At 62.9% G+C, this 25473-nt stretch carries 21 protein-coding genes and 1 pseudogene; 3 read left to right on the forward strand and 19 right to left on the reverse strand.

Features of this window, described 5'->3' with window-relative positions; translation table 11 throughout:
* Nucleotides 1-3: 3 nt before the first annotated feature.
* From QP305_RS00635 to mihF, 8 genes and pseudogenes are all read right to left on the reverse strand, one after another.
* Entirely contained in the window at nt 4-1446 is a 1443-nt protein-coding gene (locus tag QP305_RS00635) for an RsmB/NOP family class I SAM-dependent RNA methyltransferase (protein ID WP_284903304.1), read from the reverse strand.
* Nucleotides 1439-2422, reverse strand: a complete 984-nt coding sequence (fmt, locus tag QP305_RS00640) for a methionyl-tRNA formyltransferase (protein ID WP_284903306.1) — start codon at nt 2420-2422, stop codon at nt 1439-1441. Before fmt ends, QP305_RS00635 begins: the two co-directional genes overlap by 8 nt.
* A 46-nt stretch (nt 2423-2468) precedes the next feature.
* A complete protein-coding gene (locus QP305_RS00645; protein WP_284903310.1) occupies nt 2469-4688 on the reverse strand; it encodes a primosomal protein N' in 2220 nt (739 codons plus the stop codon).
* 108 nt (nt 4689-4796) lie between these two features.
* Nucleotides 4797-5996, reverse strand: coding sequence for a methionine adenosyltransferase (gene metK, locus QP305_RS00650; protein ID WP_284903311.1), 1200 nt, complete (start codon nt 5994-5996; stop codon nt 4797-4799).
* Nucleotides 5997-6070: 74 nt separating this feature from the next.
* The gene (gene coaBC, locus QP305_RS00655; RefSeq protein WP_284903313.1) at nt 6071-7354 is read right to left on the reverse strand and encodes a bifunctional phosphopantothenoylcysteine decarboxylase/phosphopantothenate--cysteine ligase CoaBC; all 1284 of its coding nucleotides are present in this window, start codon (nt 7352-7354) and stop codon (nt 6071-6073) included.
* Nucleotides 7354-7602, reverse strand: a pseudogene (gene rpoZ, locus QP305_RS00660) (DNA-directed RNA polymerase subunit omega); the annotation flags it as partial. The pseudogene rpoZ and the gene coaBC, both read right to left, overlap by 1 nt.
* A 66-nt stretch (nt 7603-7668) precedes the next feature.
* Nucleotides 7669-8238, reverse strand: a complete 570-nt coding sequence (gmk, locus tag QP305_RS00665; protein WP_284903316.1) for a guanylate kinase — start codon at nt 8236-8238, stop codon at nt 7669-7671.
* A 95-nt stretch (nt 8239-8333) separates the two neighbouring features.
* On the reverse strand, nt 8334-8642 hold the full coding sequence (mihF, locus tag QP305_RS00670) for an integration host factor, actinobacterial type (RefSeq protein ID WP_016442823.1): 309 nt from the start codon (nt 8640-8642) through the stop codon (nt 8334-8336).
* Nucleotides 8643-8881: 239 nt separating this feature from the next.
* Here mihF and QP305_RS00675 point away from each other — a divergent pair, with 239 nt between their 5' ends.
* On the forward strand, nt 8882-9259 hold the full coding sequence (locus tag QP305_RS00675; protein ID WP_087070820.1) for an RNA-binding S4 domain-containing protein: 378 nt from the start codon (nt 8882-8884) through the stop codon (nt 9257-9259).
* 136 nt (nt 9260-9395) lie between these two features.
* On the opposite strand, the gene QP305_RS00680 is transcribed toward QP305_RS00675, so the two are convergent.
* The 10 genes from QP305_RS00680 to QP305_RS00725 form a co-directional block, all read right to left on the reverse strand.
* Complete coding sequence (locus QP305_RS00680) at nt 9396-10001, reverse strand: transcription antitermination protein NusB (protein ID WP_284903318.1); 606 nt, start codon at nt 9999-10001, stop codon at nt 9396-9398.
* Nucleotides 10001-10564 (reverse strand): elongation factor P, encoded by a 564-nt coding sequence (gene efp, locus QP305_RS00685; RefSeq protein WP_016442826.1) that lies wholly within the window; start codon nt 10562-10564, stop codon nt 10001-10003. Before efp ends, QP305_RS00680 begins: the two co-directional genes overlap by 1 nt.
* A 47-nt stretch (nt 10565-10611) precedes the next feature.
* Complete coding sequence (locus tag QP305_RS00690; protein WP_284903320.1) at nt 10612-11133, reverse strand: shikimate kinase; 522 nt, start codon at nt 11131-11133, stop codon at nt 10612-10614.
* Nucleotides 11130-12341: a chorismate synthase gene (gene aroC, locus QP305_RS00695; protein WP_284903321.1), complete on the reverse strand. Its 1212-nt coding sequence runs from the start codon at nt 12339-12341 to the stop codon at nt 11130-11132. The genes QP305_RS00690 and aroC overlap by 4 nt, the downstream gene beginning before the upstream one ends.
* Nucleotides 12342-12471: 130 nt before the next feature.
* On the reverse strand, nt 12472-13017 hold the full coding sequence (locus QP305_RS00700; RefSeq protein ID WP_284903323.1) for a prepilin peptidase: 546 nt from the start codon (nt 13015-13017) through the stop codon (nt 12472-12474).
* Nucleotides 13018-13171: 154 nt separating this feature from the next.
* Nucleotides 13172-14563, reverse strand: coding sequence for an endolytic transglycosylase MltG (gene mltG / locus QP305_RS00705; RefSeq protein ID WP_284903324.1), 1392 nt, complete (start codon nt 14561-14563; stop codon nt 13172-13174).
* On the reverse strand, nt 14556-15047 hold the full coding sequence (gene ruvX, locus QP305_RS00710; RefSeq protein ID WP_284903326.1) for a Holliday junction resolvase RuvX: 492 nt from the start codon (nt 15045-15047) through the stop codon (nt 14556-14558). Before ruvX ends, mltG begins: the two co-directional genes overlap by 8 nt.
* On the reverse strand, nt 15047-17728 hold the full coding sequence (gene alaS, locus QP305_RS00715) for an alanine--tRNA ligase (protein WP_284903327.1): 2682 nt from the start codon (nt 17726-17728) through the stop codon (nt 15047-15049). The genes ruvX and alaS overlap by 1 nt, the downstream gene beginning before the upstream one ends.
* A gap of 237 nt (nt 17729-17965) precedes the next feature.
* Nucleotides 17966-18586, reverse strand: coding sequence for a 30S ribosomal protein S4 (gene rpsD / locus QP305_RS00720; protein ID WP_016442833.1), 621 nt, complete (start codon nt 18584-18586; stop codon nt 17966-17968).
* A 111-nt stretch (nt 18587-18697) separates the two neighbouring features.
* Nucleotides 18698-20041, reverse strand: coding sequence for a replication-associated recombination protein A (locus QP305_RS00725; protein WP_284903329.1), 1344 nt, complete (start codon nt 20039-20041; stop codon nt 18698-18700).
* 169 nt (nt 20042-20210) lie between these two features.
* Here QP305_RS00725 and QP305_RS00730 point away from each other — a divergent pair, with 169 nt between their 5' ends.
* Nucleotides 20211-22838, forward strand: a complete 2628-nt coding sequence (locus tag QP305_RS00730) for an MMPL family transporter (protein ID WP_284903331.1) — start codon at nt 20211-20213, stop codon at nt 22836-22838.
* Nucleotides 22839-22845: 7 nt separating this feature from the next.
* On the forward strand, nt 22846-23394 hold the full coding sequence (locus tag QP305_RS00735; protein WP_284903332.1) for a DUF421 domain-containing protein: 549 nt from the start codon (nt 22846-22848) through the stop codon (nt 23392-23394).
* A 113-nt stretch (nt 23395-23507) separates the two neighbouring features.
* On the opposite strand, the gene aspS is transcribed toward QP305_RS00735, so the two are convergent.
* Nucleotides 23508-25364 carry an aspartate--tRNA ligase gene (aspS, locus tag QP305_RS00740; protein ID WP_284903334.1) on the reverse strand — a complete coding sequence of 619 codons (1857 nt, stop codon included), beginning with the start codon at nt 25362-25364 and terminating at the stop codon, nt 23508-23510.
* Nucleotides 25365-25473 lie beyond the last annotated feature (109 nt).

The raw sequence follows: 25473 nt of genomic DNA on the forward strand, positions 1-25473 counted from the left end.
CTTTCAGGAGCGCCGCTCTGCGGGCGCGGGGGCGGTTGCGGGTTTGAGGATGCGTGCCATGTACATGGCGTCCGTGTGATGGATATCAGGCCAGAGTTGCACGGTCATTCCGCGAGAGGCGACCGGGCGCAGCGCCCGCCGGTTCGCGGTGACGGTTACGTCTCCGAGTTCCGCGCCGGCGGTGCGATCCAGGAAGGCGGAGATGACGTCGCGAGTTTCCGCGAGTACCGGAGAGCAGGTGGTGTAGAGCAGCAGTCCGCCGGGGCGCAGGGCCCGGTAGGCGGAGTCGAGGAGTTCACCTTGGAGTTGCGTAAGTGCGCCCAGGTCGCTTTCTTTTTTGCGCCACCGGGCTTCAGGGCGACGACGCAGCGCTCCCAAGCCAGAACATGGGGCATCCACGAGGATCCTGTCATAGCTGTCCGGTTCCTGAGCGCCAATCTCCCGCCCATCGCCTTCCCGCAACGCCACGGTATCCGCCCAAGGGGCAACGTTTTCTTCCACGAGATCGAGGCGGTGAGCCTGGGGTTCATTCGCGAATACCCGGGCCCCGCGCCGAGCAGCCGTAGCGGCGATAGTTGCGGTTTTTCCGCCCGGGCCGGCGCACATATCCAACCAGGATTCATCCTTCCCGGAAATGGAGGACTCCGTAACAACAGCGGAGATCAACTGTGAACCCTCATCTTGGACGCCGGCGACCCCGTCGCGCACGGGCCAGAGCCGGTGCGGGTCACCGGAGGCTAGCAACACTGCGCTGGGCACCAGGTAGGGATCTTCCCACGTCATTTTGGCGCGTTCAATCCGGGCTTTGAGGTGCTCGGGTGAAATATTGCGGCAGGCGAGCGCTACTTTCGCGGGCGTGTTATTCGCTTCGAGAACGGCTTCTACTTCGGTTGAGCGCCCGGCGGCGGCGAGGGAGGCTTCCAGCTGGCGCACGATCCAGCGCGGATGGGAATGCCAAACCGCCAGGAATTCTTCCCGGGATGCGGTGCTGTTTTCGATAATTCCGCGCCAGGCATCCCTGCGCTCGGAGACTCTACGTAGCACGGCATTGACAAAACCGGCGATTCCCTGCCCGAGTTCATTGCGGGCCAGCGCAACTGTTTCGTTAATGGCCGCGTGGGGTGGTGTTTTCAGTTCGATGAGCTGGTAGCAGCCCAGGCGGAGCAGATCAAGGGCACCCGGGTCAATTTCTGCGAGGGTGCGGCCTTGGGAGCATCGGGCAATCATGGCATCCCAGCGGCCCTGGAGCCGCAAAGTCCCGTAGGCGAGGTTGGTGGCGAAGGCGGCATCGCTCCGATTGAGGCGCGCTCGGCTCACCATGCCCGGGAGGATGAGATTAGCGTAGGCATCTTCGGTATGGACTGCCCGCAGTGCGTCATAGGCAACGAGGCGGGCGTGGTTCGATGACTGGCGGCGCGGTACCCAGCCGGCGGGGCGCTCATTCATGCTGGCCCTCCTTCACCTCGGCATCGAAATGGGTGTGCGCGACCAGCCGGGCGCCGTTGAGCCAGGCGGAGGCATCCATATGTGCTTTGCCCGGCGGGGCAACCCGCAGTAACTGGATTCTTCCTTCCCCGCAGCCGACCGCGCCGCCCGGACCGATTTCGCCCGGTGCCAGGGTGACGCGGGTGGCGGGGGCTTCGGGTGTTCCGGGTGTTTCAGATGTTTCGGGCGCAATGACGCGCACCGATTCGATTTTGAAGCGCTGCCCGTGGAGGGTGGTCCAGGCCCCGGGTGCGGGGTTGGCGGCGCGGATGCGATCCGCGATGCGCTGGGCGGGCCACTCCCAGTTCACCCGTGCCCAGGACGAGTCGAATTGCGGAGCGAGGGTAACTTCCCCGCTTTGGGGCTGCGCGTGGGCGCGGCCGGCAGCAATAGCGCGAAGGGTATCGCTCAATTGGCGCGCCCCGGATTCTGCCAGGCGGGCGAGCAGCTCTCCAGCGGTTTCTTCCACTCCGATCTGGGTGGCTTCGCTCGCGAAAATAGGGCCGGTATCCAGACCTTGTTCAATCTGGAAAACGCTGGTTCCGGTGGTGGTATCCCCCGCGGCGATCGCGTAATTGACCGGGGCTGCCCCGCGCCAGCGCGGCAGGAGGGAGAAGTGCAGGTTGATCCAGCCGTGGCGCGGCACGTTGAGAAGCGCGGGCGGAATAATGAGCCCGTAGGCAACCACCGCAACAGCTTCGGGGGCAAGTTCAGCGATCTGTTCCTGAATCGCGCCGTCTTTCAAGGTGTGGGGAGTGAGCACGGGAATACCTAGTTCTGTTGCCCCTCGGTGTACCGGCGAAGGGGTGAGCACCCGTTTGCGACCCTGGGGTGCCGGTGCGCGGGTGAGCACCCCCGCGATATCGAAACCTTCATCATGCAGTAGCTGCAAGGCCGGGACTGCGGTCTCCGGTGTTCCTGCGAATAATATTCTCACGTGTCAATCCTACCTAGTTCTTTTCCGTGCCTATGATCCGGGCTGGTTACAGGGGCGGATTGACCTGTAAGCGCAGTGAGCCACCCAGGCGCTGGGCGGAGTAAGCGCCGTAGGTTTTTCGTGCCTGCCGGGTCAGGGTGATGCCCCGGGAGAGTTCTGCTCGGGCATAAACAGTGATTTCTCCCGGGCGCGCCCCCGGCACCGGGCCAAGCAGCACGATTCCGGAGGCTAACTCAAAGGCTCCCCCGGTGAGCAGATCAGCTTCTGTTTCTTTCCCGCTCTCCGACTGCCATTCTTTGCTACCGGTACCAGGAGAAAACTGGGTGAAGAGATGCTCACCATACGCATCCTGAACATCGTGCGTTCCCTGCGTACCGCGCGCCCCTGCCGCGGATTCCCCGCGGTTGAGCGCGGCGCGCAGCATGGCAAGGTAGGTACGCACATCCCCACTGGCCCCGGTGATCCCCACCCAGGTGGCAGTGGGAGGCAAATCGAGTTCGGCCCGTTGTTCGAGCAGCTCAGCCGCGTATTCACCCAATTCCCACCGTGCGATCCGGTTGAGGAGTTCGGGTGGTGCTCCCCCGGCTACCAACATATGGCCGCCTTCTGCCGCGCAGCGCACCCGAGCCGCGACCCGTGCGAGCACCCGAATAAAACGTGTTTCAGCGCCCAGGCCTTCCCCGAGGAGGTAGCGTGCGTCCAGTACCAATGCGGCGGCAAATCCTCCTTCGGCTTCCGGTTCTGCCCCCGGAGTTGCCACCACGATCCGCGGGCGCTGGGAAACATTCCCAATAATTCCCTCCGGGGAGTGTGCTCCGGAGAGAATAATGCCCACCCCGGGGAAAGCCCGCCCGATTTCTTCTGCCGTGCGCGCTGAACCAATTCGGATAGCCCGCAGTTTCCCGTTGTGGCAGTGCTGGCAGCGCCACGGGTGCACCCGCACCCCGCAACGTTGGCATTGCAGAGGATCATGCGGAGTGCCCTGGGCCAAGTTACCTCCGCAGATCGTGCATAAGGCACGCTCCCCGCAGTAGGCGCAGCACAGTGCCGGGATGTACCCGCTACGCGGCACCAGAATTAGAACCGGGCCATCTTCCAGGGCCCGCCGCAGAATGGGGAACGCGGGTTGGGGTAGGCGTAAATGATCCGCTTCTCCCCCGGGCCACTGGTGCGGGCCAGAAATATTCGGGAGGGCGGCGCGGCGCGCGGCCGCGGTGCCATCTAGCAAGGTGATGCGGTGTTCGGATAGCAATTGCGCGCATTCTTCACTCACATAGGGTGAGAAGGCGAGGAATGCAGCGTTTTCCCGCCGTGCCCGTTCCAGTACCACGTCACGCGCAGCCAAGTAGGGCGCACGGATATCCCGCAGGGTGGAGGCGGCATCATCCATGATGATGGCGAGCCCCAGGTCAGTGAGCGGAGCCCAGGCGGCCCCGCGGGTGCCCACTACGATACGTGATTGCCCCGAGAGCACGCTCAAAAAAGCACGGTAGCGTTTTTCATGGGATTCTTCGGAGACCATGAGCGTGGGATTTTCCCCCACCCGGGTGGCGAGGGTAGCTTGAAGCGTTCGTGCCGCGCGGGTGGTGGGAACAACCAGCAGGACGCTGCGCCCGGCGCGCCGCACTGCCTGCACGGCTCGAACCAGGACCTCCACTCCCCCGGCGGACCCGGGTAGCGCAGCCATACAGGCCCGCACGGCTTTCCCGGCCCCGAGTGCCGCCAGGAATTCCGGCCCGCCCCGATAGGCTTCCCAGGGCCCCGGTTCAGGAGCCGGGCGCGGACTGGCCAAAGGAATAGCCTCTTGGGCATCGGCCAAGAATTCTTTTGCGGCGCGGGCGTGCCGTTCCGGGATGGCAGCCCGTAAAATATCAGCAACTGTTCCGGTGTATTTATCGGCAAGGGTGCGGGCAACCGAGTACACCGATGCGGTAAGAACGGGGTGTTCCGAGACCACCCGATACAGGGGGCGCAGCCGCCCGCTGCCTTCCGTGGTGCCATCCCGGGCAACGATGAAGCCGCCCACCCGCTGCGCACCGAGATCTACCACCACCCGGGTTCCCACCCGGGCGCTATCCGCGAATTTTTCGGGGATAAGGTAGTCAAATACCCGGTCCATATGGGGTTGGGAATGAAGCACATGAACATGTGCCACCGGATCGGCTACCTTGGAGCGCACGCGGGTGCGTGCCGGGCGCGCCTCAAGCAGGGCACCCTGCTCCCCCATGAGGGGGAGGGCATCGAAATCAAAGAGTGTGCTCTCCATGCCACCTAGGATATCCCGGCCCTACGACAGAAAAATTCGCCGCGAAACTTCAGGCCCTAGGGACCTTAGATATCTGAGATACCTCAGTTAGCCCTACCTCACTCATCCTTAGATAGCGCGGAGGAGCTCTTCAACCCGATCCGTTTTCTCCCAGGTGAATTCAGGAAGTTCCCGCCCGAAATGACCGTAGGAAGCCGTCTTCGCGAAGATGGGGCGCTTGAGTTCCAGGGCCTCGATAATCGCCGCGGGGCGGAAATCAAAGACTTTCTGAACCGCGTTTTCGATGCGACCCAGTTCTTCTGTTTCCGTGCCGAAGGTATCCAGGCGCACGGATACCGGGTGGGCGCGCCCAATCGCGTAGGCGAGCTGGAGTTCGCACCGGGAAGCGAGCCCGGCAGCAACCACATTCTTGGCCGCCCAGCGCGCCGCGTAGGCCGCGCTGCGATCCACCTTGGAGGCGTCTTTTCCGGAGAAAGCCCCACCGCCGTGCCGGGCCATTCCGCCGTAGGTGTCCACGATGATCTTGCGGCCGGTCACTCCGGCGTCGCCCATCGGCCCTCCCACCACGAAACGCCCGGAGGGGTTAACGAGAAGCGCAAATTTATCGGTATCGATGTCGATATTTTCTTCTTCGAGCACGGGCGTGACCACGTGGTCACGCAGGGTTTCCGTGAGCCAGTCACGCTGCACATTTTCATCGTGCTGGCTGGAGATGACCACGGTATTGAGGGACACGGGCCGCGCGCCTTCGTAGTCAATGGTGACCTGAGTTTTACCGTCGGGGCGCAGCCCGGGAACCACGCCTTCGCGCCGCACCAGCGCCAGGCGTTCGGCAAAGCGATGGGCGAGCAGAATGGGCGCGGGCATAAGCGTTTTGGTTTCATTGCAGGCGTACCCGAACATGAGGCCCTGATCCCCGGCGCCCTGCAGGTCGAAATGATCGTATTCAGCTTCCTGGCTTTCGCGCCGTTCCAGGGAAGTATTCACACCGGCCGCAATATCCGGGCTTTGCTCATCGATGGAAATCGTCACGCCGCAGGAGTTGCCGTCAAAGCCGACCTGCGAGGAGTTGTAGCCGATCCCGGTCACCACATTGCGGATAATATGAGCGATATCCGCGTAGGCATCCGTGGTCACTTCACCGGCCACGTGCACCAGCCCCGTGGTCACCATGGTTTCCACGGCGACGCGCGAATTCTCATCCGACGCGAGCAGCGCGTCAAGAATGGAATCGGAGATAAGGTCACACACCTTGTCGGGGTGTCCTTCCGTGACCGATTCGGACGTGAACGGTTGCCGGTAATGCATCGTATCCCCTCGCTATTTCAATCTATTTTCTCAGTATTAGTCACCAGCGGCTGGCAGGTAAGGCAAGCCTTATTCTATACGCGCTCGGTGGTGAAATAATCGGCTATAAGGCCCCCAATAATAACAGCCATCTGGGCTTTGGTGCCCGCTCCGCTCGCAATGATCTCACCTGCTGGAGTGACCACGGTGATCTCGGTAGGTACCTCGCCGAATCCGGCCTTCTCCCCCACCCGATTGATCACAAGTAAATCAGCGCCTTTGCGCCGGGCTTTTTCGCGTCCATAATCCAAGACGGTTCCGCCCGCATCCCCGGTTTCCGCCGCGAAACCCACAATGAGCTGGCCGGCCCTGCGGCGTTTATGGGAAATATCAGCCAAAATATCGGGATTTTCCACCAGTTCGACGACGCGTTTCCTGCTGCCGTCTTTTTTCTGTTTGCTCGCGGCGGTTTCGGCCGGGCGGAAATCGGCCACCGCGGCGCTCATGACCACGCCATCCACATCCTTCACCCGCGCCAGAACCGCTTCGTGAAGATCGCGTGCTGAACTGACCGGAACAATTTCAGCTCCCGGAGCAAGTGCGGTAATATCGCGACTCACATGGGCCGCTAGCACGGTGACCTGCGCGCCACGTTCCAGCAAGGCACGCGCAATTTCCAGGCCGAAGCGCCCCGAGGAACGGTTGCCGATAAAACGGACTGGGTCGAGAGCTTCGTGAGTACCGCCCGCGGTAACGAGGATATGCCGCCCGCGCAGCGATGTACGTTCCGCACTATCCTGTGTAGCGCGCATTTCCCGGTTTTCGCCGGTGAGGATCGCCCAAGCGTACGCGAAGATCTCTTCCGGTTCGGGCAGCCGGCCCGGCCCGGAATCCGCCCCGGTGAGTTGCCCGGTGGCGGGTGGAATAATATGCACCCCGCGCGCCTGCAGCACCGCAATATTTTCTTGGGTGGCCGGATGCTCCCACATTTGGGTATGCATCGCCGGTGCCATGATCACCGGGCACTGCGCCACCAGCAAGGTGTTGAGAAGGAGGTTATCAGCTATGCCTGCCCGAGCTTTGGCGATGGTATTCGCAGTTGCCGGGGCAATCACAATGAGATCGGCTTCTTTTCCGAGCCGAACATGCGCAACTTCATCAGCGTGTTCACTGGTGCGCACCAGAACGGGATGGTGGGTGAGGGCTTCCCACGTGGTGACGCCGACCATCTCCAGGGCGGCCGGGGTGGGAATAACATGCACATCCGCACCGGCTTTCACAAAAAGCCGGACGAGGTAGGCCGCTTTATAGGCGGCGATACCTCCGGTCACGCCGATAACGACGCGCGGCGTGTGCTCTACTTTTCGTCCAGCTGCCATTCGAGCTTGTCCTCGGCGATTTCACGCAGCGCGATGGACAGGGGCTTTTCTTCCGGTTCCGCCGAGACAAGCGCACCGTAATGCTCGATATTGCCGTCCCCGCGGGCCATTTCCTGCTTGTAGGAGTTGATCTGACGTGCACGATCCGCTGAAAGCACGCACAGCGCGTACTTCGAGTCAATCTTTGCGAGAAGATCATCAATGGGCGGGTTGGTAATGCCTTCGGGTTCCGGAACAGTTCCGAACATGTAGTTCCCTTCTGGATAAACGTGGTGCCGCGTACGGGCACCACCGTGAAGCTTCGGCCTTTTATTCTAACGCGTGGGGGCGATGAGGTCGAGGATTTCGCCGGTGGCACGTGCCACGGTGTCATTAACGACGACGGCATCAAACTCCCCCTGCGCAGCTAATTCACCACGAGCAGTTTCCAGGCGGCGTTCGATGGCCTCCTCGGTTTCAGTACCGCGCCCCCGCAGCCGCGCCTCAAGTTCTTGGAACGACGGCGGGGCTAGAAAGATCTGGAAAGCTTCGGGCAGCGACCGGCGAACCTGGCGCGCCCCTGCCAGATCGATTTCGAGAAGCGGAATTTTTCCCGCTGCGTACGCTTCCAGCACGGGCTGGCGCGGGGTGCCGTAACGATGCTTCCCGTGAACAACGGCCCATTCGAGCATCTCCCCGCTTTCCACGAGGTGATCGAAGTGTTCATCATCCACGAAGAAGTAGGATTCCCCTTCGCGTTCCCCCGGGCGAGGCGCGCGCGTGGTGGCAGAAACGGAAAGCCAGATGCGCGGCTCCCGCTCAAGGAGCTGCGCAACCACGGTCCCCTTCCCTACCCCGGAAGGGCCGGCAAGCACGCAAATACGGCGATCATCCTCAGGTGTCATGACATTTATTCTGCCACAGCCCTACGACACAAATTTCGGTCGCAAAATCCCGTGCCGGCCGCCTGGAGTAGTTGAGTCCTGCCCCGGCTCAGCCTTTAACCGAAAAGCGCGATGAGGGCCGCAGTTTGATGCACACCCAGCCCGCGCACCCGCCGAGAAGGAGCGATCCCAATATCGGCCATGGCCCGCGCGGCCTTGGCTTCACCAATACCGGGAAGTGCCCGCAGCAGCACGCTGGCGCGGGTGCGCGCGATGACAGGGTCATCACGCTGAGCCAAAACCTCCGAAAGGTGCAGCTGTCCGGATTTCAGTTGCTGCAAAAGTTCCGCGCGGCGCCGCCGTGTTTCGGCGGCCTTATCCAAAGCGGCGAGACGCTGCTCCGGAGTAAGTGGTGGTACCTCCACAGTGTCCCCTTTCTAGCGCATCAGATATACCCTGGTGCTCATAACAATTCCGTCAACATCAGTCACGGCGACGCTGACGCTACGAAACTTCTTCGTCTTGTTAGTAGCGTAGAGCGAAATAGCGCTAAATAATATAAGAAGCCACGCCCTTGTTTTTTTATAAAACCATCGCGGCAGGTCAGCGCCGCGGCTTGTGACGAAGTTCGCGACCGGTAGCGGCGTCCGAGTAGGCTACAGCCATGGAAACAACCCGGATTGACGTGTGGCTATGGAGTGTGCGCCAGTGCAAAACTCGCTCGCTCGCCACCTCCGAATGCAAGGCTGGCCACGTGCGCATCAACGATGAACCGGTCAAGCCCGCCGCGAAAGTCCGTGTTGGTGATGTGGTGCGCTACCGGGTGGAAGGTTTTGATCGGATCCTCAAAGTTACCGGAATTATTACCAAGCGCACGAGTGCCCCGCTGGCCCGGGAAAATTACGAGGATCTCACCCCGGTGCGGGAGAAAGTTTATCTGCCGGTGATGAGGCGCGATCCTGGTAGCGGCCGCCCCACGAAGAAAGAACGGCGCGAACTCGACCGCCTTTTCGGCCGCAATTCCAATTACGGCCGCCGGTAACCCCGCGGATCCCAGGGATGCACAGCTACGCTATTATCGCTGAGCAACGGAAGTGCTCGCATAAGCATAAAAATGGCGAGTTTCCGTGAAATTTTCACGGAAACTCGCCATGGGGTACTAGCTGGCAGAGAAACTATTAGTCTTCTACGCTGACTTTGCCGGCTTCGGGAGCATCCAACTGGCCGGTGCGGATAGCATCAATAAGGCCCGCCTCGTCGGATTCCGAAAGCTCGCTTTCTTCGCCAGATTCCACTGCGCTAGCGGCGTCGTCGTTCTGAAGAATGGGTGTGCTGCTGCTTTCCTCACGTTCGCGGATATCGGCAGCCTTGTTGAGCACGCCCATCACGAAACCGACTGAGCGGTCGGTGGAGAATTCGCGCACCAGGTTGGTCCACTCCACGATAACGGCACCGCGGAAAGTCCCCAGGTACATGAGTTCGGCAACCGCCCCGCGCAAAGCGCTGCGATCCACCGCGTTCATGCGGTCAAGGGCCCAATCCTCCGAGGATGCCTCAATGAGGGTATCCACCTGCGAGATTTGCTGCGCGTAAGCGGTCACGATCTGCGAGCCGAATTCCCCGATAGGAACCTGGGCCGTGGAGACACGCTGGCGTTCGGCAAGAAGATCGAGGATGCCCGCTTCCGAGGTGATGTTCTTTTCATCAGCTTCGAAAAGCACATCCAAGGCGCGATGGCGCTGGGTGGAGCGGCCCGTGGACCGGCGTTTCTTCTGTTTAGCCATTAGTCGTTCGCCCGGGAAATGTATTCACCGGTGCGCGTATCAACCTTAATCTTGTCCCCAATATTGAGGAAGAGCGGCACCTGGAGTTCGTACCCGGTCTGCACCGTAGCCGGCTTGGTGCCCGCATTCGAGCGGTCGCCCTGAAGACCCGGTTCGGTTTCCGTCACTTCGAGAATCACCGAAGCGGGAAGTTCCACGAAGAGCACATTGCCTTCGTGGAAAGCCACGATGGCCTTCTGGTTTTCCAGCAGGAAGTTTGCGAGATTGCCCATGACTTCAGCGGTGACGGGAACCTGTTCGTAGGTATCCTCATCCATGAAGATGAAATCAGTGCCGTCATGGTAGAGGTACTGCATATCGCGGCGGTCCACGGTGGCGGTTTCGACCTTAATGCCCGCGTTGAGGGTGCGATCCACAGTCTTGCCGGAGAGGACATTCTTCAGCTTGGTCCGCACGAAAGCGGGGCCCTTGCCCGGCTTGACGTGCTGGAATTCAACAACCTGCCACAGCTGGTTGTCGAATACCAGGACCATGCCATTCTTCAAATCATTGGTTGTTGCCACAAGGTATCCTTTCAGAAATAGTCCTCCCCAAGTTTACACGGGGAGTTTCATCTTTGCGACGCACACGCCTCCAAAGCCGCGCGGATCCGGCGTACCACCCGGTGCGGAGAGCCACCATCGGACGTCACCGTCACGCTTGCCACCTCGCGGTAGAGCGGAGTGCGCTCCCGGTCGAGTTCGCGTAGCCGCGCCGCCGGATTATCCTCGAGGAGCGGGCGGCGGGTGCGTGATCCGGTAATGCGCCGTACCAAAATATCCATCCGCGCTTCGATAAGAACCACGGGATAGCCGCGCAGTGCCCGGCGGGTGGCCTCACTCAAAATAGCGCCTCCCCCCAGGGAAAGCACGCCGTCAAAATCCGCGAGGGTCCGCGCGATAATATCGGCTTCCAGCCGCCGGAATCCCTCTTCCCCTACCGTCTGGAAAATCTCCGGGATGCTCTGCCCGGTTTCGCTGACGATAAGAGCATCCGAATCGGCGAAAGGAAGCTCAAGATCCTTGGCCAGCAGCTTTCCTACAGTCGATTTGCCCACTCCCGGCATCCCGACCAGCACTGCCCGCACGCTCATCGGCGTTCCTCCGGGATGCGTTCCAGGTAGGCGCGCACCGCCGCTTGGGTATCACCGAGGGTATCCCCGCCGAATTTATCCTGGATGGCTTCCGCGAGAACCAGGGCCATCATCGCTTCGCAGATAACCGCCCCGGGAACCACGGCGCTGGCATCACTGCGCTGGTGCAGCGCGGTGGTGGCTTCCCCGGTTTCGGTATCGATCGTGCGCAGGGCCCGCGGGACGGTAGAAATCGGCTTGAAAGCAACCCGGACCCGGATCGTTTCCCCATTGGACATGCCGCCTTCGATGCCACCCGCCCGATTGGTCAGGCGGTGCACGCCCTCTTCGGTGCGGACGATCTCATCATGGGCCTGGCTGCCGGGCCTGCCGGCGGTGGCGAATCCGTCCCCAATTTCCACGCCTTTCACGGCTTGGATCGACATCATGGCGCGGGCCAATTCCGCGTCGAGACGCCCGTAGGGGGTTGCGTAACTGCCCAAGCCTTGCGGCACGCCGTAAGCAAGAACTTCGACGACGCCGCCCAGGGTATCCCCGGCGCTTTTCGCCCGATCAACTTCATCCATCATGGCCTGTGCTGTGGCCTCATCCAGGCAGCGCACCGGCGAAGCATCGAGAGCCGCGGCATCGCCCGGCCCCGGAACGGTATCCGAGGTATCACGCACTCCGCCGAGGGCCACCACTCTGGAAAGAATGGTGATTCCGGCACTTTGCTTCGCGTACTCGCGGGCGATGGCACCCAGAGCCACCCGGGCCGCGGTTTCCCGGGCCGAGGCGCGTTCGAGGACGTTCCGGGCATCGCTGTGATCGTATTTATTCATGCCGGTGAGATCGGCATGCCCGGGCCGGGGCGCGGTGAGGCGCTTATTACGGGCAAGTTCTTGGCTATCTCCCCGCCCGGCATTACGCAGCAGGGCTTCGGGTGGGACCGGATCAACGGACATGACCGCTTCCCATTTGGGCCATTCGGAATTCTCAATAACGAGGGCGATAGGTGAACCGAGGGTGGCTCCGTGCCGCAATCCGGTGAGAACGTGCAGCTTATCCTGTTCGAATTTCTGGCGGGCACCGCGACCGTAGCCGAGCCGGCGGCGGGCCAATTGATCGCGAATGGTATCCGAGCTCAGGCTCAGGCCCGCCGGGATCCCCTCGATAAGTGCCACGAGGGCTGCTCCGTGGGATTCCCCCGCTGTTGACCACCGAATCATGCGCCGTCCTTCCCCGTTCCTATGTTCATAGATCCCGTTCCCCATCCTGGCCATCCGTGCTGGTGCCAGATGAGTAAGCGGTTCCGTTCCGCGCGCCGCTGCCCGATGCTGCCGGGATGCGGGCGCCTACCTATCCTAGCCCGGCCAGCCAGGCGAGGGCGCCACCGCCCATGAGCCACGGCCCGAGCGGCACCGCATCCGCTAGGGTGAGCCGGGCGCTCAGCACCCGCACCGCGGCGAAAATGCCCGCTCCCAGCACACTGAGGAGTAGAGCGAGCCCGAGCTGCGGGCCCGTCCACCACCCCAGCACAATCAGCATTTTGACATCACCCCAGCCGAGCTGGGCGAGGCGATGTGCCACGTAGCCTCCCAAGCCGGCCGCTGCTCCGATAGCGATATCCTCCCACTGCCCGCGTAGCGCGATCCCCGTGAGTGCGGCTCCCCCGGCCGCGGCCAGCAGCGGATCGGGAAGGAGCTGTACCCGCGCGTCCACCACCGCGGCAAGCGCCAGGCATCCCCCGCAGAGGGCCTCGCAAAGAAGCGCAGGCATGCTCGCACCTACCGCGCGCGAACACCCCAGCCCCGCCCAGCACAGGCTCAGGCCCAGCAGGAGCACGACCGCTACCGGTGGGCTGAGGGTGCCGCGCAGGATGCGCTCGCGGGAAAAGAAGGTCATGCGCTCAGGTTACGGATGCCCCAGCGCCTCAGCCAGTACCCGTTTGCGCCCTGTGGATAGCACCGCCATTTGGGCAACCTGGGGATAAGTACCGGCACCGCCGAATGGGCACGTGCCAAAGCAGCTTGCGCAGTCGTACCTATACGCGGCTGCGCTAGTGGTCCTTCTTCTCTCCGTCCGGGTGCGCGGCGTACCACTCGCGGAATTCGGCCTGGAAACGCATCTGCTCCTCGTAATCGGCCGTGAACTTCGTTTCCCCGGTTTCCAGATTGACGGTGGTGAAGTAGAGCCAATTGCCCTCGGCCGGATTGACGGCCGCTTCAATGGCCTCCACCCCGGGTGCCCCGATAGCGGTGGGCGGCAGGCCCTTCACCCGGTAGGTGTTATAGGGATTATCCGCATCCAATTCGGCCCGGGTGGGTACCCCGCCGGATTTACCCACCCCGTAGAGCACGGTGGAATCCATCTGGAGCCGCCCGGCGACCTCCGGGGCGTTATCCCCCAGCCGGTTCTCAATGACCCGGGCAACTTTCGGATAATCAGCCGGATGCCCTTCGCGTTCCACAATGGAGGCCGTGGTGAGCACCGCCTGCCACCGGCTCCGCTCCGCGCCGCTGGCTTCCAGGCGCCCCACCTGGACCTCCACCATTTGCTGGAGTGCCTCGGTCACCGTGGTATTCGGATCGAAATCATAGGTGGCGGGCGCCAGCCATCCTTCCACGTTCCCGCCGGCTTCCGCGGGCAGCCCGATAGCTGCGGCGTCGTTCATCGCATCTTCGACCACGCCAACATCGATATCCATGAGGTTACCGAGCCGGTCCCGCACCTGCCATTTCGTGAAGCCTTCGGGAATCGTCACCTTAATTGTGGCGGCATTGGCCGGGTCCAGCAGCGCGGATAGCGCGGCCGATGCGGACATTTGCTCGCGCAGGGTATAGGCCCCGGCCTGGATTCCCGTGGAGCGCGGGTCGCGGGAAAAAACATCAATAAATGCGCCCTCGGTGGCAACAATATTTTTTTCGGCGAGCACCGCGGCGATCTGCCGCCCGGTGGCCCCTTCCGGAATCCGCACCACTACCTGGCCGGTTCCTTCTCCGCTGTAATCGCGCACGGTATCGGAGCTGTGCAGCAGGAGCGGGAAGAAAATAACAGCCGCCGCGGTGAGCGCGGTGACAAGCAATACAGTAATAATTCCGGTGGTGATACGACGACGCCTACGCAAGCGGGCCCGCTCATTGCGCCGCGCCGCGGCCCGGCGCCGGGCCTCCGCGGCATTGCGGCCTTCTGAATTTCGCCCCGATGCGCTACGCCCGGCCGGCACCCGCCCGGAGCTTCCCCGCCCCTGCGAGCCGCGCCCGTGCGGATGACTTCCGCGCGCCGCGCCCCGCGGGGAGCCGCCCCGTAAATCGCCGCTTCGCGATGCCGCGCCGCGCAACTCACCGCCCCGCTGCGAGCCAGCCCCGTGAGACCTCCCCCGCGCACCCGATTGGCGACGGCGCGGGGTATCGGCGTCGTCCGCACTCAAGCGGTCAAAAACGTCACTCATTATCGCCTTTCGCTTCGCTTTGCGCTTCGGTTGTCGCCGCCACGAGTTCGCCGGCAGGTGCGCCGGTGAGCCGCTCTGCTTCCAACGCATTATTAAGAATAACGGTCGCGGCAACCTGGTCAACAACGGCGCGGTGGCGCCGTGAGCTGCGCCCCGCCTCATGCAATTGGGCGTGAGCGGCCACGGTGGAGAGGCGCTCGTCGAATAACCGCACCGGCACCGGGGCGATACGCCGGGCTAAACGCCGCGCCCACCTGCGCGAATACCGCGCGGAGGCGCCTTCGCTTCCGTCCATATTGCGCGGCAAACCCACGATCACCTCGATGGCGCCGCGCTCGCGCACCTCGCGAGCAACTTCACTCACGTCCGTGCCGTTCGCCGGGAGCGTGGCGATCGGAGTGGCGAGGATTCCGTCGCTATCGCAACTGGCCACGCCGGTGCGTGCCCGCCCTACATCCACTCCGATCCGTACGCCTCGCCGCATTAGCCGCGCAGCTCCGCTTCCAGAACCGCGAGGGCTTCATCCAGCTTCGTCACATCCGAGCCGCCGCCCTGCGCGAGGTCCGGCTTACCGCCGCCGCCCCCGCCCAGGATCTTCGCCGCGCGCGAGACCAGCGCCCCGGCCTTCATCCCGGCACTGCGCGCCGCTTCGGAGGCCGCCACCACGATGAGGGGCCGCTCATTGCTAATCCCGGTGATAATCACGATGAAATCATCGGAAGGAGCCAGGCGCCCGCGCACTTCCGTAGCCAGCACCCGCAGATCATCCGCGCTTTCCACCACGCCCAGGTGAGCGCGGTAGAGGGTGCGATTGCCCAGGTGTACGCCCTGGGAAATAACCGTGTCTACCTGCCCCACAATATCCTTCTGGCGCAGCGCCGCGATTTGCTTTTCGGCCGCCTTGAGCTTGCCGAGCATGGTGTCGATACGCTCGGGAAGTTCCTCCGGGCGCACTCCCATCATCGCGGTGAGCTGGGAAACCAGGGCACGTTCGCGCGCCCCCTGCGCGTAGGCGCTTTCACCCACCAGCGCGTCAATACGGCGCACCCCGGAACCGATGGAGGATTCACCCAGCACGGTAATCATCCCGATTTCACCGGTGTTCGCCACGTGGGTGCCGGCGCAGAATTCCCGCGACCAGGCGTCATCAATGGAGACCACCCGCACAATATCGCCGTATTTCTCCCCGAAGAGCATTTGCGCCCCGAGTTTCTTGGCTTCTTCAATCGGGTATTCGGCCCACGTGACTTCCAGGTTGTCCTGGAGGCGCTCATTGGCGCGCGCTTCGATCTGCGTCATCACATCCACCGGGATTTGCGAACCGTGCCGGAAGTCGAAACGGAGCCGCGAGGGAGCATCCTCGGAACCGGCCTGGGTGGCCTGCTCCCCGATAAATTCGTGGAGCACCTTGTGGATCATATGGGTTGCGGTATGTGCCTGAGCGATCCGGTGGCGGCGCAGGGTATCGATTTGTGCGTGCACGATATCGCCCACCGCGATGGTCCCTTCGGTCAGCGAGCCGCGGTGCACATGCAGTCCCTTGACGGGCGCCTGCACGTCAACGACGTCGAACATCCCGCCCCCGGCCACGCTAATGGTGCCGTGATCGGCCAGCTGCCCGCCCATTTCGGCGTAGAAGGGGGTCTTGTCCAAAATAACATCGGCATCGGAAGGCGCGCTCACCGCCGGCACCGGCACCCCATTTTCGAGGATGGCCACCACGCGCGCTTCCGCGGCCTTTTCTAAGTAGCCGAGGAAGGAGGTGGGCCCGCCCTGCGCATCGAGAATCTCATGGTACACGTGGGCGTCCACGTGCCCGGTTTTCTTCGCCTGGGCATCGGCCCGCGCGCGTTCGCGCTGCTCGGTCATAAGGGCCCGGAAGCCCTTTTCGTCCACGTCCACCCCCTTTTCGGCCGCCATTTCCAAGGTGAGGTCAATGGGGAATCCGTAGGTATCATGCAGAGTGAAGGCCGCAGAGCCGGGAATAATCACCTTGCCGGTATGCGGCGCGCTCTTTGCGCTATCCACGGCCGCCGCGAAAATCTGTTCGCCGGTGGCCAGGGTGCGCCGGAAGGCGGCTTCTTCTTCCACGGCCACCTGGTGAATCTGCCCGAAGTTTTCCTCCAGATCGGGGTAGGACTCCTTCATGGCGTTCTTCGAGGTTTCCACCAGATCCCCGAGGACCGCGGCATCCACCCCGAGCAGGCGAACCGAGCGGATGGCCCGCCGCATCAGCCGGCGCAGCACGTAGCCGCGTCCGTCATTGCCCGGGCGCACGCCGTCGTTAATAAGCATCATGGCCGAACGTACGTGGTCGGCGATCACGCGCATGCGGACGTCGTCTTCTTCGTTCGCGCCGTAGGTACGCCCGGTGAGTTCCTGGGTGCGGGCGATAACCGGCCAGACCTCATCGGTTTCGTACATATTATTTTTGCCCTGGAGCAGGAAGGCGATACGTTCCAGGCCCGCGCCGGTATCGATAGCGGTTTGGTCCAGCTCCCCGAGCAGCGGGTAGTCACTACCCGAGCCTTCCCCGCGCCGGTACTGGTCGAAAACGAGGTTCCACACTTCTAGGTAGCGGTCCCCGCCCGGGTCCACGGTTCCGCCCACGGCATCCGGGCCGTATTCGGGGCCGCGGTCGTAATGAATTTCCGCGCAGGGGCCGGCCGGTCCGGGCTGGCCCGTGGACCAGAAAATCTCTTCCCGGGTCAGTTTGACGATATGGGCCGGGTTCACGCCCACCTCAACGAGCTTGTTGAAGGAGACCTCATCTTCTTCCCAGATGGTCACCCACATCCGCTCGATTTCCAGGCCGTAGCCGCCTTCGTCCAGCGGCGCGCACAGCAGCCCGAAGGCCAGATCAATAGCGCCTTCCTTGAAGTAGTCCCCGAAGGAGAAATTGCCGCACATTTGGAAGAAGGTACCGTGCCGCGTGGTTTTGCCCACGTTATCGATATCATTCGTACGAATGCACTTCTGCACCGAGGCTACCCTCGGCCACGGAGCTCGCTGGGTTCCCACGATATAAGGAATGAAGGGAACCATGCCGGCAATCGTGAACAAAATGGACGGATCGGGCGACACGAGGGGCACGGACGGCTCAATATGATGGTCGTGCTTCGCGAAGTAATCCAGCCAGCGCCGGCGAATCTCAGCGGTGCGCATACGTATTTGTCTCCTTATGACTTATGTGGCCGAGCCGGCCACGCACCTATGGTACAGGCTCTCCCACCCGCTATTTTCGAGGCGCGGGCGGGAGTGGCATATTTTTTACGACGACGCCGCAGCTGCCTGCGTGGGCGCTAGAAGCAGCGGCGGGCATCGCTGTCACATAGCTACCAAGCTATGAAATAAAGAAAGGGCACACCTTTGCGGGTGCACCCTTCCTCACGTCCCACCGATTTAGCGGGAGTAGTATTCGACGATCATCTGGACATCAGCCTGGACCGGAACTTCCACGCGGCGCGGGCGGCGCACCAGGGTGAACTTCAGCTTCTCCAGGTCAACATCAAGATATTCGGGAACCGCGGGGAGCACATCGCGGTGCGCGCCCTGCGCGGCCACGAGGAACTGCGGGGAGGCCTGCGACTTCGGCTTGACCTGCACAACCTGGCCCGGGGTCACGCGGTAGGAGGGGAGGTTGACGATCTTGCCGTCCACCATCACGTGGGAGTGGCCCACAACCTGGCGAGCCTGGGCGATGGTGCGCGCGAAGCCGGCGCGCAGCACCAGGGCATCCAGGCGCATTTCCAGCAGCTCCACGAGGTTTTCACCGGCCAGACCATCCTGGCGGCGCGCTTCTTCCCACACGCGGCGCATCTGCGCTTCGCGGATGCCGTACTGAGCGCGCAGGCGCTGCTTTTCCTTAAGGCGGACCGAGTAGTCGGAATCCTTGGTGCGGCCGCGGCCGTGTTCACCGGGACGGTAGGGGCGGCGCTGCATATAGCGCTCGGCCTTCGGGGTGAGGGCGATGCCCAGGGCGCGCGACTGACGCACGGCCTTACGAGAACGATTTCCTGCCATGAATTATCTCCTGTAGATGTACGTTCCAGCGCCGAGTGGCGCCGGTTCGGGGCCAACACAATCGGCTAAGACCCCAGGTGTTACTTCTCGCAAAGCAACCGAACTAGTGTATCAGTTCTCGCGGCCGAGCACCTCGCGGTTATGGGCCAGGCGCGGGGTGATATTCGCCTCGTAGCCGCGGGTGGTGGGTTCGTAATACCGGGTGCCTTCCAGGCCCTCCGGCATGAATTGCATAGGAGCGATACCTTCCTCGTAATCATGGGCGTAGCGGTAGCCCTCCCCGTAGCCGTGTTCGGCAGCGCCCTTGAAGGAAGCATTGCGCAGCGCCAGGGGCACCGGGGCGCTTTTCCCGGCCCGCACATCGGCAATCGCGGCATTGATGGCCCGGTAGGCCCGGTTGGATTTCGGGGCGGTGGCCAGGTGCACCACGGCTTCCGCCAGGATAATTCGCGCTTCGGGCATCCCCACCAGCGCCACGGCCTGGGCCGCCGCGGTGGCGGTTTGCAGCGCGGAAGGATCGGCCATCCCCACATCTTCAGCCGCGGAAATCATGAGGCGGCGCGCGATGAACCGCGGGTCCTCCCCCGCCTCTAGCATGCGCGCCAAATAATGCATGGCCGCATCCACATCCGAGCCGCGGATCGATTTGATAAAAGCGGAAATCACCTGGTAGTGCTCATTACCATCGCGGTCGTAGCGCACGGTGGCACCATCGGCGGCCCGCGCCACATCCTCTACGCTCACCCGGTGTTCCCCGCGGGCGCGCGCCCCGTCCACCGCGGCTTCCAGGAGGGTCAGGCTGCGCCGCCCGTCCGCCCCGGCCAGGCGCACCAGGTTATATTCCGCATCCTCGTCCAGGGTATATGCGCCGCCCAGCCCGCGCTCACTGGTGAGGGCTCGATTGATGATGGCGCGGATATCGTCGTCGTTCAAACCACGTAGCGTCACGAGAAGCGAGCGTGAGAGCAGCGGCGCCACTACGGAAAAGGCCGGATTTTCAGTGGTCGCGGCCACCAGGATCACCCACCCGTTTTCCACGGCCGGTAGCAGCGCATCCTGCTGCGTTTTCGAGAAGCGGTGCACTTCGTCAATAAAGAGCACGGTTTCGGTGCCGCTACTCACCAGTTTGCGCCGGGCGCTCTCCACCGCGGCCCGCACGTCTTTCACCCCGGCGCTCACCGCGGAGAGTTCAATAAAATCGCGCTGCCCGGACCGGGCGATGAGGTACGCGAGGGTTGTTTTCCCTACCCCGGGCGGTCCCCACAAAAATACTGACGACGGCGCAGACCCGGCCTCCGCATCAATGAGGCGGCGCAGGGGCGCCCCGCGGGCGAGCACCTCATCCTGACCTACCACCTCGGCGGCCGTGCGCGGGCGCATCCGCACCGCCAGCGGGCCGGTATCAGAATCGGGCACCCCGCGGGCATCAACTTGGCTACTTTCGAAGAGATCCACCCTCCCAGTCTACGAGCTCGGCGCTTAGGCGCACGCGCGGGCCGCGCACCGGGTACGGGCGGCGGATACGGATGGCGGGTACGGGCGGCGTGCGCGAAAGCTCCAGGTCAAGCGTTCAAAGATGGCTTAAAAACCGCTATTTTTCGGGAAAATGAGCAATAATAGAGACATGACAGAGTTGTTAGCGCGTGCCTCTATTCGCCACCCGTGGAGAGTCATCATCACCTGGATATTGTGCGCCGTTGTTGCCGGCATCGCCGCACTGTCAGGTTTCGGTCAGGGAGGCCTGTTCTCCCGCATGTCCTCCACCCAGGGCCTCACCACCGGTACGGAATCCGCCCGCGTCCTGGAGCTCACCGATTCCCAGGGTGATTACCGCATGGTGGCCGTGGTCCACGGCGCCGCGAACCCGCAGGAACTCACCGCTGATATTGCTGATCTCAGTGAGAAGATCGCGAAAATCCCGGGCGTTGCCAGCGCGGTGAGTTCCCCCTCCCTCGTGCGGGAAGCCGAAGCGGAAGGCGCCGCCCAGGCGGAGGAAAAGGCACGCGCGGAATATCAGAAAGCCGCCGCCGCGGCCCAGCAGCAACTCGCCGCCCAGATTGAGGCGGCTACCGCGCAGCTCATGCGCGCCGGCATGCCGCGCGAAGCTGCCCAGGCCCGCGCCACCCAGGAAGTAAGCGCCGCGGCGGCCGCGGCCCAGGCGGGCCAGCCCAGCGAGGAAGAAGTCATCGCTTCCGCGCGTGAAGAAGGCATCGCGCAAGCCCACACTCAGGCGAGCGAGGAAACGGCAGGTTTGCGCTCCGCGAGCGGCTTCGCCCTCGTCATCACCTTCACCTCCGATGCGAAAAGCGAAGCCACCGAAGCCGAAGTCCAGCAGGCGCTCGATTCTTTCGCGGCCGCTCACTCTGTCCAGGTGGATGCCACCTCCGCGAACGCCGCGATGACCGCTATTAACGACGTGGCCCGCCACGATCTGGTGCGCGGGGAAGCCATTGGCCTGCCCGTGGCCCTCATCCTCATGGTGCTGGTCTTCGGCGGGGTTCTTACCGCCCTCATGCCGCTGGCCGGGGCTATTGTGGCCATCATTATTACCTTGGGTGGTATTTGGCTCCTCACCTTCGTAGCGGATGTGGATTCCTTCGTGCTCAACGTGGTCTCCATTATCGGCTTGGCGCTCTCCATCGATTACGGCTTGCTGGTGGTTTCCCGCTACCGGGAAGAAATCACCCGCGGTATTGAGAAACGCTACGGGCCGGGCGTGCGCCCGGAGAAGAAAGACCTGGCCGTCATTATGGAAGGGGCGCTGGCCACCACTGTCCGCACCGCCGGGCGCACCGTGATCTTCTCCGCCGTCACCATTGCTTTTGCCATTGCCGGGCTGCTGGCCTTCAATTCCCGCATTATTCGGGTGATTGCCATGGGCGGTTTCGTCGTCGTGCTGCTCGCGGTTATTTCCGCGGTGAGTTTGGTGCCCGCCCTGTTGCGCATTGCCGGGCCGCGGCTGGCCCAGCCTTCCGTGCTCGCGAAAATTCCCGGGTTGGGGCACCTCATGCGCGCGGTGGGTGATACCCATACCGATCACGGGGTGTTCTCGCGGATTGCCGGCTGGGTGCAGCGCCGCCCGTGGGTGATTATGACCGTGGTGACGGCCATCCTCGTGGTCATGATTATTCCCATTAAGGACACCACTTTACGCACGGATACCAGCGAATATATTCCGGTGAGCTCGTCCCCGGGCACCACCCAGGAGATTCTCAAACGCGATTACCCAGATTTGAGCCAGCCGGCCATTACCGTCCTGGTGAAGGGCGACGCCGCTGCCCTGCGCGAGCAATCGGAGTGGATCGCCGGGCTGCCGGCGGTATCCAAGGTCGGGGAATCCACGAAGATGGATAACGGCTGGCATAACCTCGGGGTATTTGTCAGCGGTGGGGATCCCACCTCCGCCCAGGCCACTAATACCGTTCGCGATATTCGCGCCCACGCGGAAAGCGCCGCGAATACGGAGATTCTGGTGGGAGGAAGCGCGGCCATCCAGATTGATTTCAATCAGGTACTGCGCGAGGGCGCACCCATCGCCTTCGCGGTGGTGCTACTCGCGGTCCTCATTTTGCTCTTCCTCATGACCGGCTCGGTGCTGATTCCCCTCAAGGCCATCATTATTAATTCGCTCTCGCTGGTGGCCTCCCTCGGGCTCACCGCTTTCCTCTTCGATAACGGCCTGCTCGGCTTGCCGGAAACTAACGGACTTACCGCGGTGGTGGTGGCCTGCGGCCTGGCCTTTGGCTTCGGGCTTTCCATGGATTACGAAGTATTCCTGGTGGCCCGTATGAAGGAATATTGGGATGCCGGGGAATCGAATGATCGGGCAGTTTCGCTCGGCTTGCAGCGTTCCGGGCGGATTATTACTTCCGCGGCCGCGATTATCGTGGCGGTTTTCGTGGGCTTCTGCTTCGGGCAGATGCTGGCGATTAAGGAAGTGGGCGTGCTATTGGCCATCACCGTCATTGCGGATACCAGCCTCAGCCGTATCCTCCTGGTCCCGGCCACCATGACGGTGCTGGGCAAGTGGAATTGGTGGGCGCCGCGCTGGCTTTCGCGCATCTACCAGCGTTTCGGGGTATCCGAAGGCGGGCACCGCACCCTCGAACACCACGAGCCGGCAACCGCCAAGGGCAGTGCGCCGGTAGCGCTCCCCGCGGGTTCGACGCCGGGAAGCGCCAGTACCACCGATGCCACCGCAAGCGCGAGCACCGCCGCACCGGCGCCACGCGGCCGGCACGCCGCGCCATAATGGAGGCATGTCTGAGATCGATCACCTGAAACTACCCGAACTCCTAGGTATCACCTGGTTGCAAGCGGGCGCCATCGCGGTGGCCACCTGCCTTATCTACCTTTTCCTCGTGGTGATTCTGCGGGCCCTGGGGCAAAACGTGGTGAGCCGACTGTCCACCTCGGATATGGCGGCCGTCGTCGTTATTGGGGCGATCGCGGGGCGCGTCACCCTCGGGCATACTCCCACCCTGGCCGGCGGCGTCGTCGCCCTTCTCACCCTCTTCTTTATGCAAGCGCTGCTGCGCTTTATCGCGCTCTCCCACCGCGGGGAGGCCTGGGTGCACGCGCGGCCCGTCGTTATTTGGGCGCGCGGGGAACTCACGCCCGCGGCGCGCCGGCACTCGACCACCACGGAAGAAATCATGATGGCCGTGCGTTTGCGCGGCATTGCGTGTGTGGACGACGTCGCAGCTGTCATCCTCGAACCCAATGGGCAGCTATCGGTGCTTACCGGGCCGGCCACCGCGCTTGATCCGCGCTTGCTCGCGGGTGTGAAAGACGCCGAGCGCATCTGAGTACGCTCGGCGTCTTCCTTCTATCCCGCTAGCTTTTTCGCGGCTGCCGGCTACGCGGCAGCTGAGCCGCTACTTTCCCGCAACTTGGCCGCTACTTCCCGGCAACCGGACTGCTACTTTCCAGCAGCTGCTCCGGCATCCTCACCGGCCGCCGGTGCTTCCTCCGCGAGGGGCGCCCCGGTTGCGGCATCTACCGCGCCGGAGCGAGCCTTTGGGGTGGCATCCACACCGGCTTCCTTACGCTGCTGCGCGGTAATTTCCGCGGGGGCATCGGTGAGGGGATCCCAGCCGTTGCCGATCTTCGGGAAAGCGATAACGTCGCGAATCGACGGCGCCTTGACCAGCAGGGACACAATGCGATCCCAGCCGAAAGCAATCCCGCCGTGCGGGGGCGCACCGAATTTAAAAGCTTCGAGGAGGAAACCGAATTTCTCCTCGGCGGCTTCCTTATCGATACCCATGACCTTGAAGACGCGCTCCTGGATATCGCGGCGGTGGATACGGATGGAACCACCACCGATCTCGTTACCGTTGCAGACGATGTCATAAGCATTCGTCAGCGCGCCGGCCGGATCGGTATCGAAAGTATCGAGGTGCTCGGGCTTGGGAGCGGTGAAAGCGTGATGGACGGCGGTCCAGCGTGAACCGAGGGCCACATCGCCTTCCGCGGCGGCCTGGGAAGCCGGCTTGAACATGGGGGCATCCACCACCCACACAAAAGCCCAGGCATCCTCATCAATGAGGCCTACCCGCTGGCCAATTTCCAAACGGGCCGCACCCAGCAGTTCGCGGGAGAAGGTCGGCTCACCCGCGGCGAAGAAAATGCAATCCCCGGGCTTGGCGCCGGTGGCTTCGGCCAGGCCGGCGCGTTCCGCATCGGTAATATTCTTGGCCACCGGGCCACCCAGGGTGCCATCCTCCGCGATGGTGACGTAGGCCAGGCCGTGCGCACCGCGCGCCTTGGCCCATTCCTGCCACTTATCGAAAGTGCGCCGCGGCTGGGAAGCCCCGCCGGGCATGACCACCGCACCAACATAGGGGTTCTGGAAGACCCGGAAGGTGGTGTCCTTGAAGTACTCGGTCAGGTCGATGAGTTCCAACCCGAAACGCAGGTCCGGTTTATCCGAACCGTACTTTTCCATGGCGTCCTTGAAGGTCATCCGCGGAATCGGGGTGGACAGGTCGTAGCCGATGAGCTTCCAGATTTCGCGCAGCACTTCTTCGGCCACCGCAATAACGTCATCTTGATCAACGAAGCTCATCTCCACATCCAGCTGGGTGAACTCCGGCTGGCGATCCGCGCGGAAATCCTCATCGCGGTAGCAACGGGCGATCTGGTAGTAGCGTTCCATCCCGCCCACCATGAGCAACTGCTTAAAGAGCTGCGGGGACTGCGGCAGGGCGTACCAGGTTCCCGGGTTGAGGCGCGCCGGCACAATAAAATCGCGCGCGCCTTCCGGTGTGGAGCGGGTGAGGGTCGGGGTTTCGATCTCCACGAAATCATGGCCGTCCAGTACCCGGCGGGCCGCCTGATTCACCTTGGCGCGCAACCGCAACGCCTTCTGCTCATAGGAGCGGCGCAAATCCAGGTAGCGGTACTTGAGGCGAATATCTTCGGAGACCTTGCCGGAACCTTCGGCATGATCGGAGACCTGGAAAGGCAGGGCTTCGGCGGGGCTGAGGACCTCAACGTCCGTGGCCTCCACCTCGATCTCCCCGGTGGCCAGGGCGGCATTTGCATTGCCTTCCGGGCGTTCGCGCACGACCCCGGTCACCTTAATGCAGAATTCGTTACGCAACTCGTGCGCAATTTCTTCACGGACGGTCACCTGGGCGATACCCGAGGCATCGCGCAGATCAATGAAGGCGATACCCCCGTGGTCACGGCGGCGATCCACCCACCCGGTCAGCGTCACTTCGCTGTCAATATCACTTGCTCGCAGCGAGCCGGCATAACGAGTACGTAACACGCTTTTGTCACTCTTTCTATCGTGGGAAACGGCTAGACGGGCCGTCCTAAGGTGCTTGCGAGACGAGCAAGCACCGGCTCCATGGTAGAACCCGCGGCACGCTCCGGGC

Source organism: Actinotignum timonense, from assembly GCF_030216305.1.
Taxonomy (GTDB): domain Bacteria; phylum Actinomycetota; class Actinomycetes; order Actinomycetales; family Actinomycetaceae; genus Actinotignum; species Actinotignum timonense_A.

What these genes read in the sequence shown, in the direction of transcription:
- coaBC (WP_284903313.1), bottom strand. Translation starts at nt 7,354, where the DNA reads ATGGCAGCTGGACGAAAAGTAGAGCACACGCCGCGCGTCGTTATCGGC.
- QP305_RS00680 (WP_284903318.1), bottom strand. Translation starts at nt 10,001, where the DNA reads ATGGCTAAACAGAAGAAACGCCGGTCCACGGGCCGCTCCACCCAGCGC.
- QP305_RS00730 (WP_284903331.1), top strand. Translation starts at nt 20,211, where the DNA reads ATGACAGAGTTGTTAGCGCGTGCCTCTATTCGCCACCCGTGGAGAGTC.
- QP305_RS00645 (WP_284903310.1), bottom strand. Translation starts at nt 4,688, where the DNA reads ATGGAGAGCACACTCTTTGATTTCGATGCCCTCCCCCTCATGGGGGAG.
- QP305_RS00635 (WP_284903304.1), bottom strand. Translation starts at nt 1,446, where the DNA reads ATGAATGAGCGCCCCGCCGGCTGGGTACCGCGCCGCCAGTCATCGAAC.
- QP305_RS00735 (WP_284903332.1), top strand. Translation starts at nt 22,846, where the DNA reads ATGTCTGAGATCGATCACCTGAAACTACCCGAACTCCTAGGTATCACC.
- metK (WP_284903311.1), bottom strand. Translation starts at nt 5,996, where the DNA reads ATGCATTACCGGCAACCGTTCACGTCCGAATCGGTCACGGAAGGACAC.
- QP305_RS00690 (WP_284903320.1), bottom strand. Translation starts at nt 11,133, where the DNA reads ATGAGCGTGCGGGCAGTGCTGGTCGGGATGCCGGGAGTGGGCAAATCG.
- ruvX (WP_284903326.1), bottom strand. Translation starts at nt 15,047, where the DNA reads ATGCGGCGAGGCGTACGGATCGGAGTGGATGTAGGGCGGGCACGCACC.
- aroC (WP_284903321.1), bottom strand. Translation starts at nt 12,341, where the DNA reads ATGATTCGGTGGTCAACAGCGGGGGAATCCCACGGAGCAGCCCTCGTG.
- QP305_RS00700 (WP_284903323.1), bottom strand. Translation starts at nt 13,017, where the DNA reads ATGACCTTCTTTTCCCGCGAGCGCATCCTGCGCGGCACCCTCAGCCCA.
- gmk (WP_284903316.1), bottom strand. Translation starts at nt 8,238, where the DNA reads ATGACACCTGAGGATGATCGCCGTATTTGCGTGCTTGCCGGCCCTTCC.
- rpsD (WP_016442833.1), bottom strand. Translation starts at nt 18,586, where the DNA reads ATGGCAGGAAATCGTTCTCGTAAGGCCGTGCGTCAGTCGCGCGCCCTG.
- QP305_RS00675 (WP_087070820.1), top strand. Translation starts at nt 8,882, where the DNA reads ATGGAAACAACCCGGATTGACGTGTGGCTATGGAGTGTGCGCCAGTGC.
- mltG (WP_284903324.1), bottom strand. Translation starts at nt 14,563, where the DNA reads ATGAGTGACGTTTTTGACCGCTTGAGTGCGGACGACGCCGATACCCCG.
- alaS (WP_284903327.1), bottom strand. Translation starts at nt 17,728, where the DNA reads ATGCGCACCGCTGAGATTCGCCGGCGCTGGCTGGATTACTTCGCGAAG.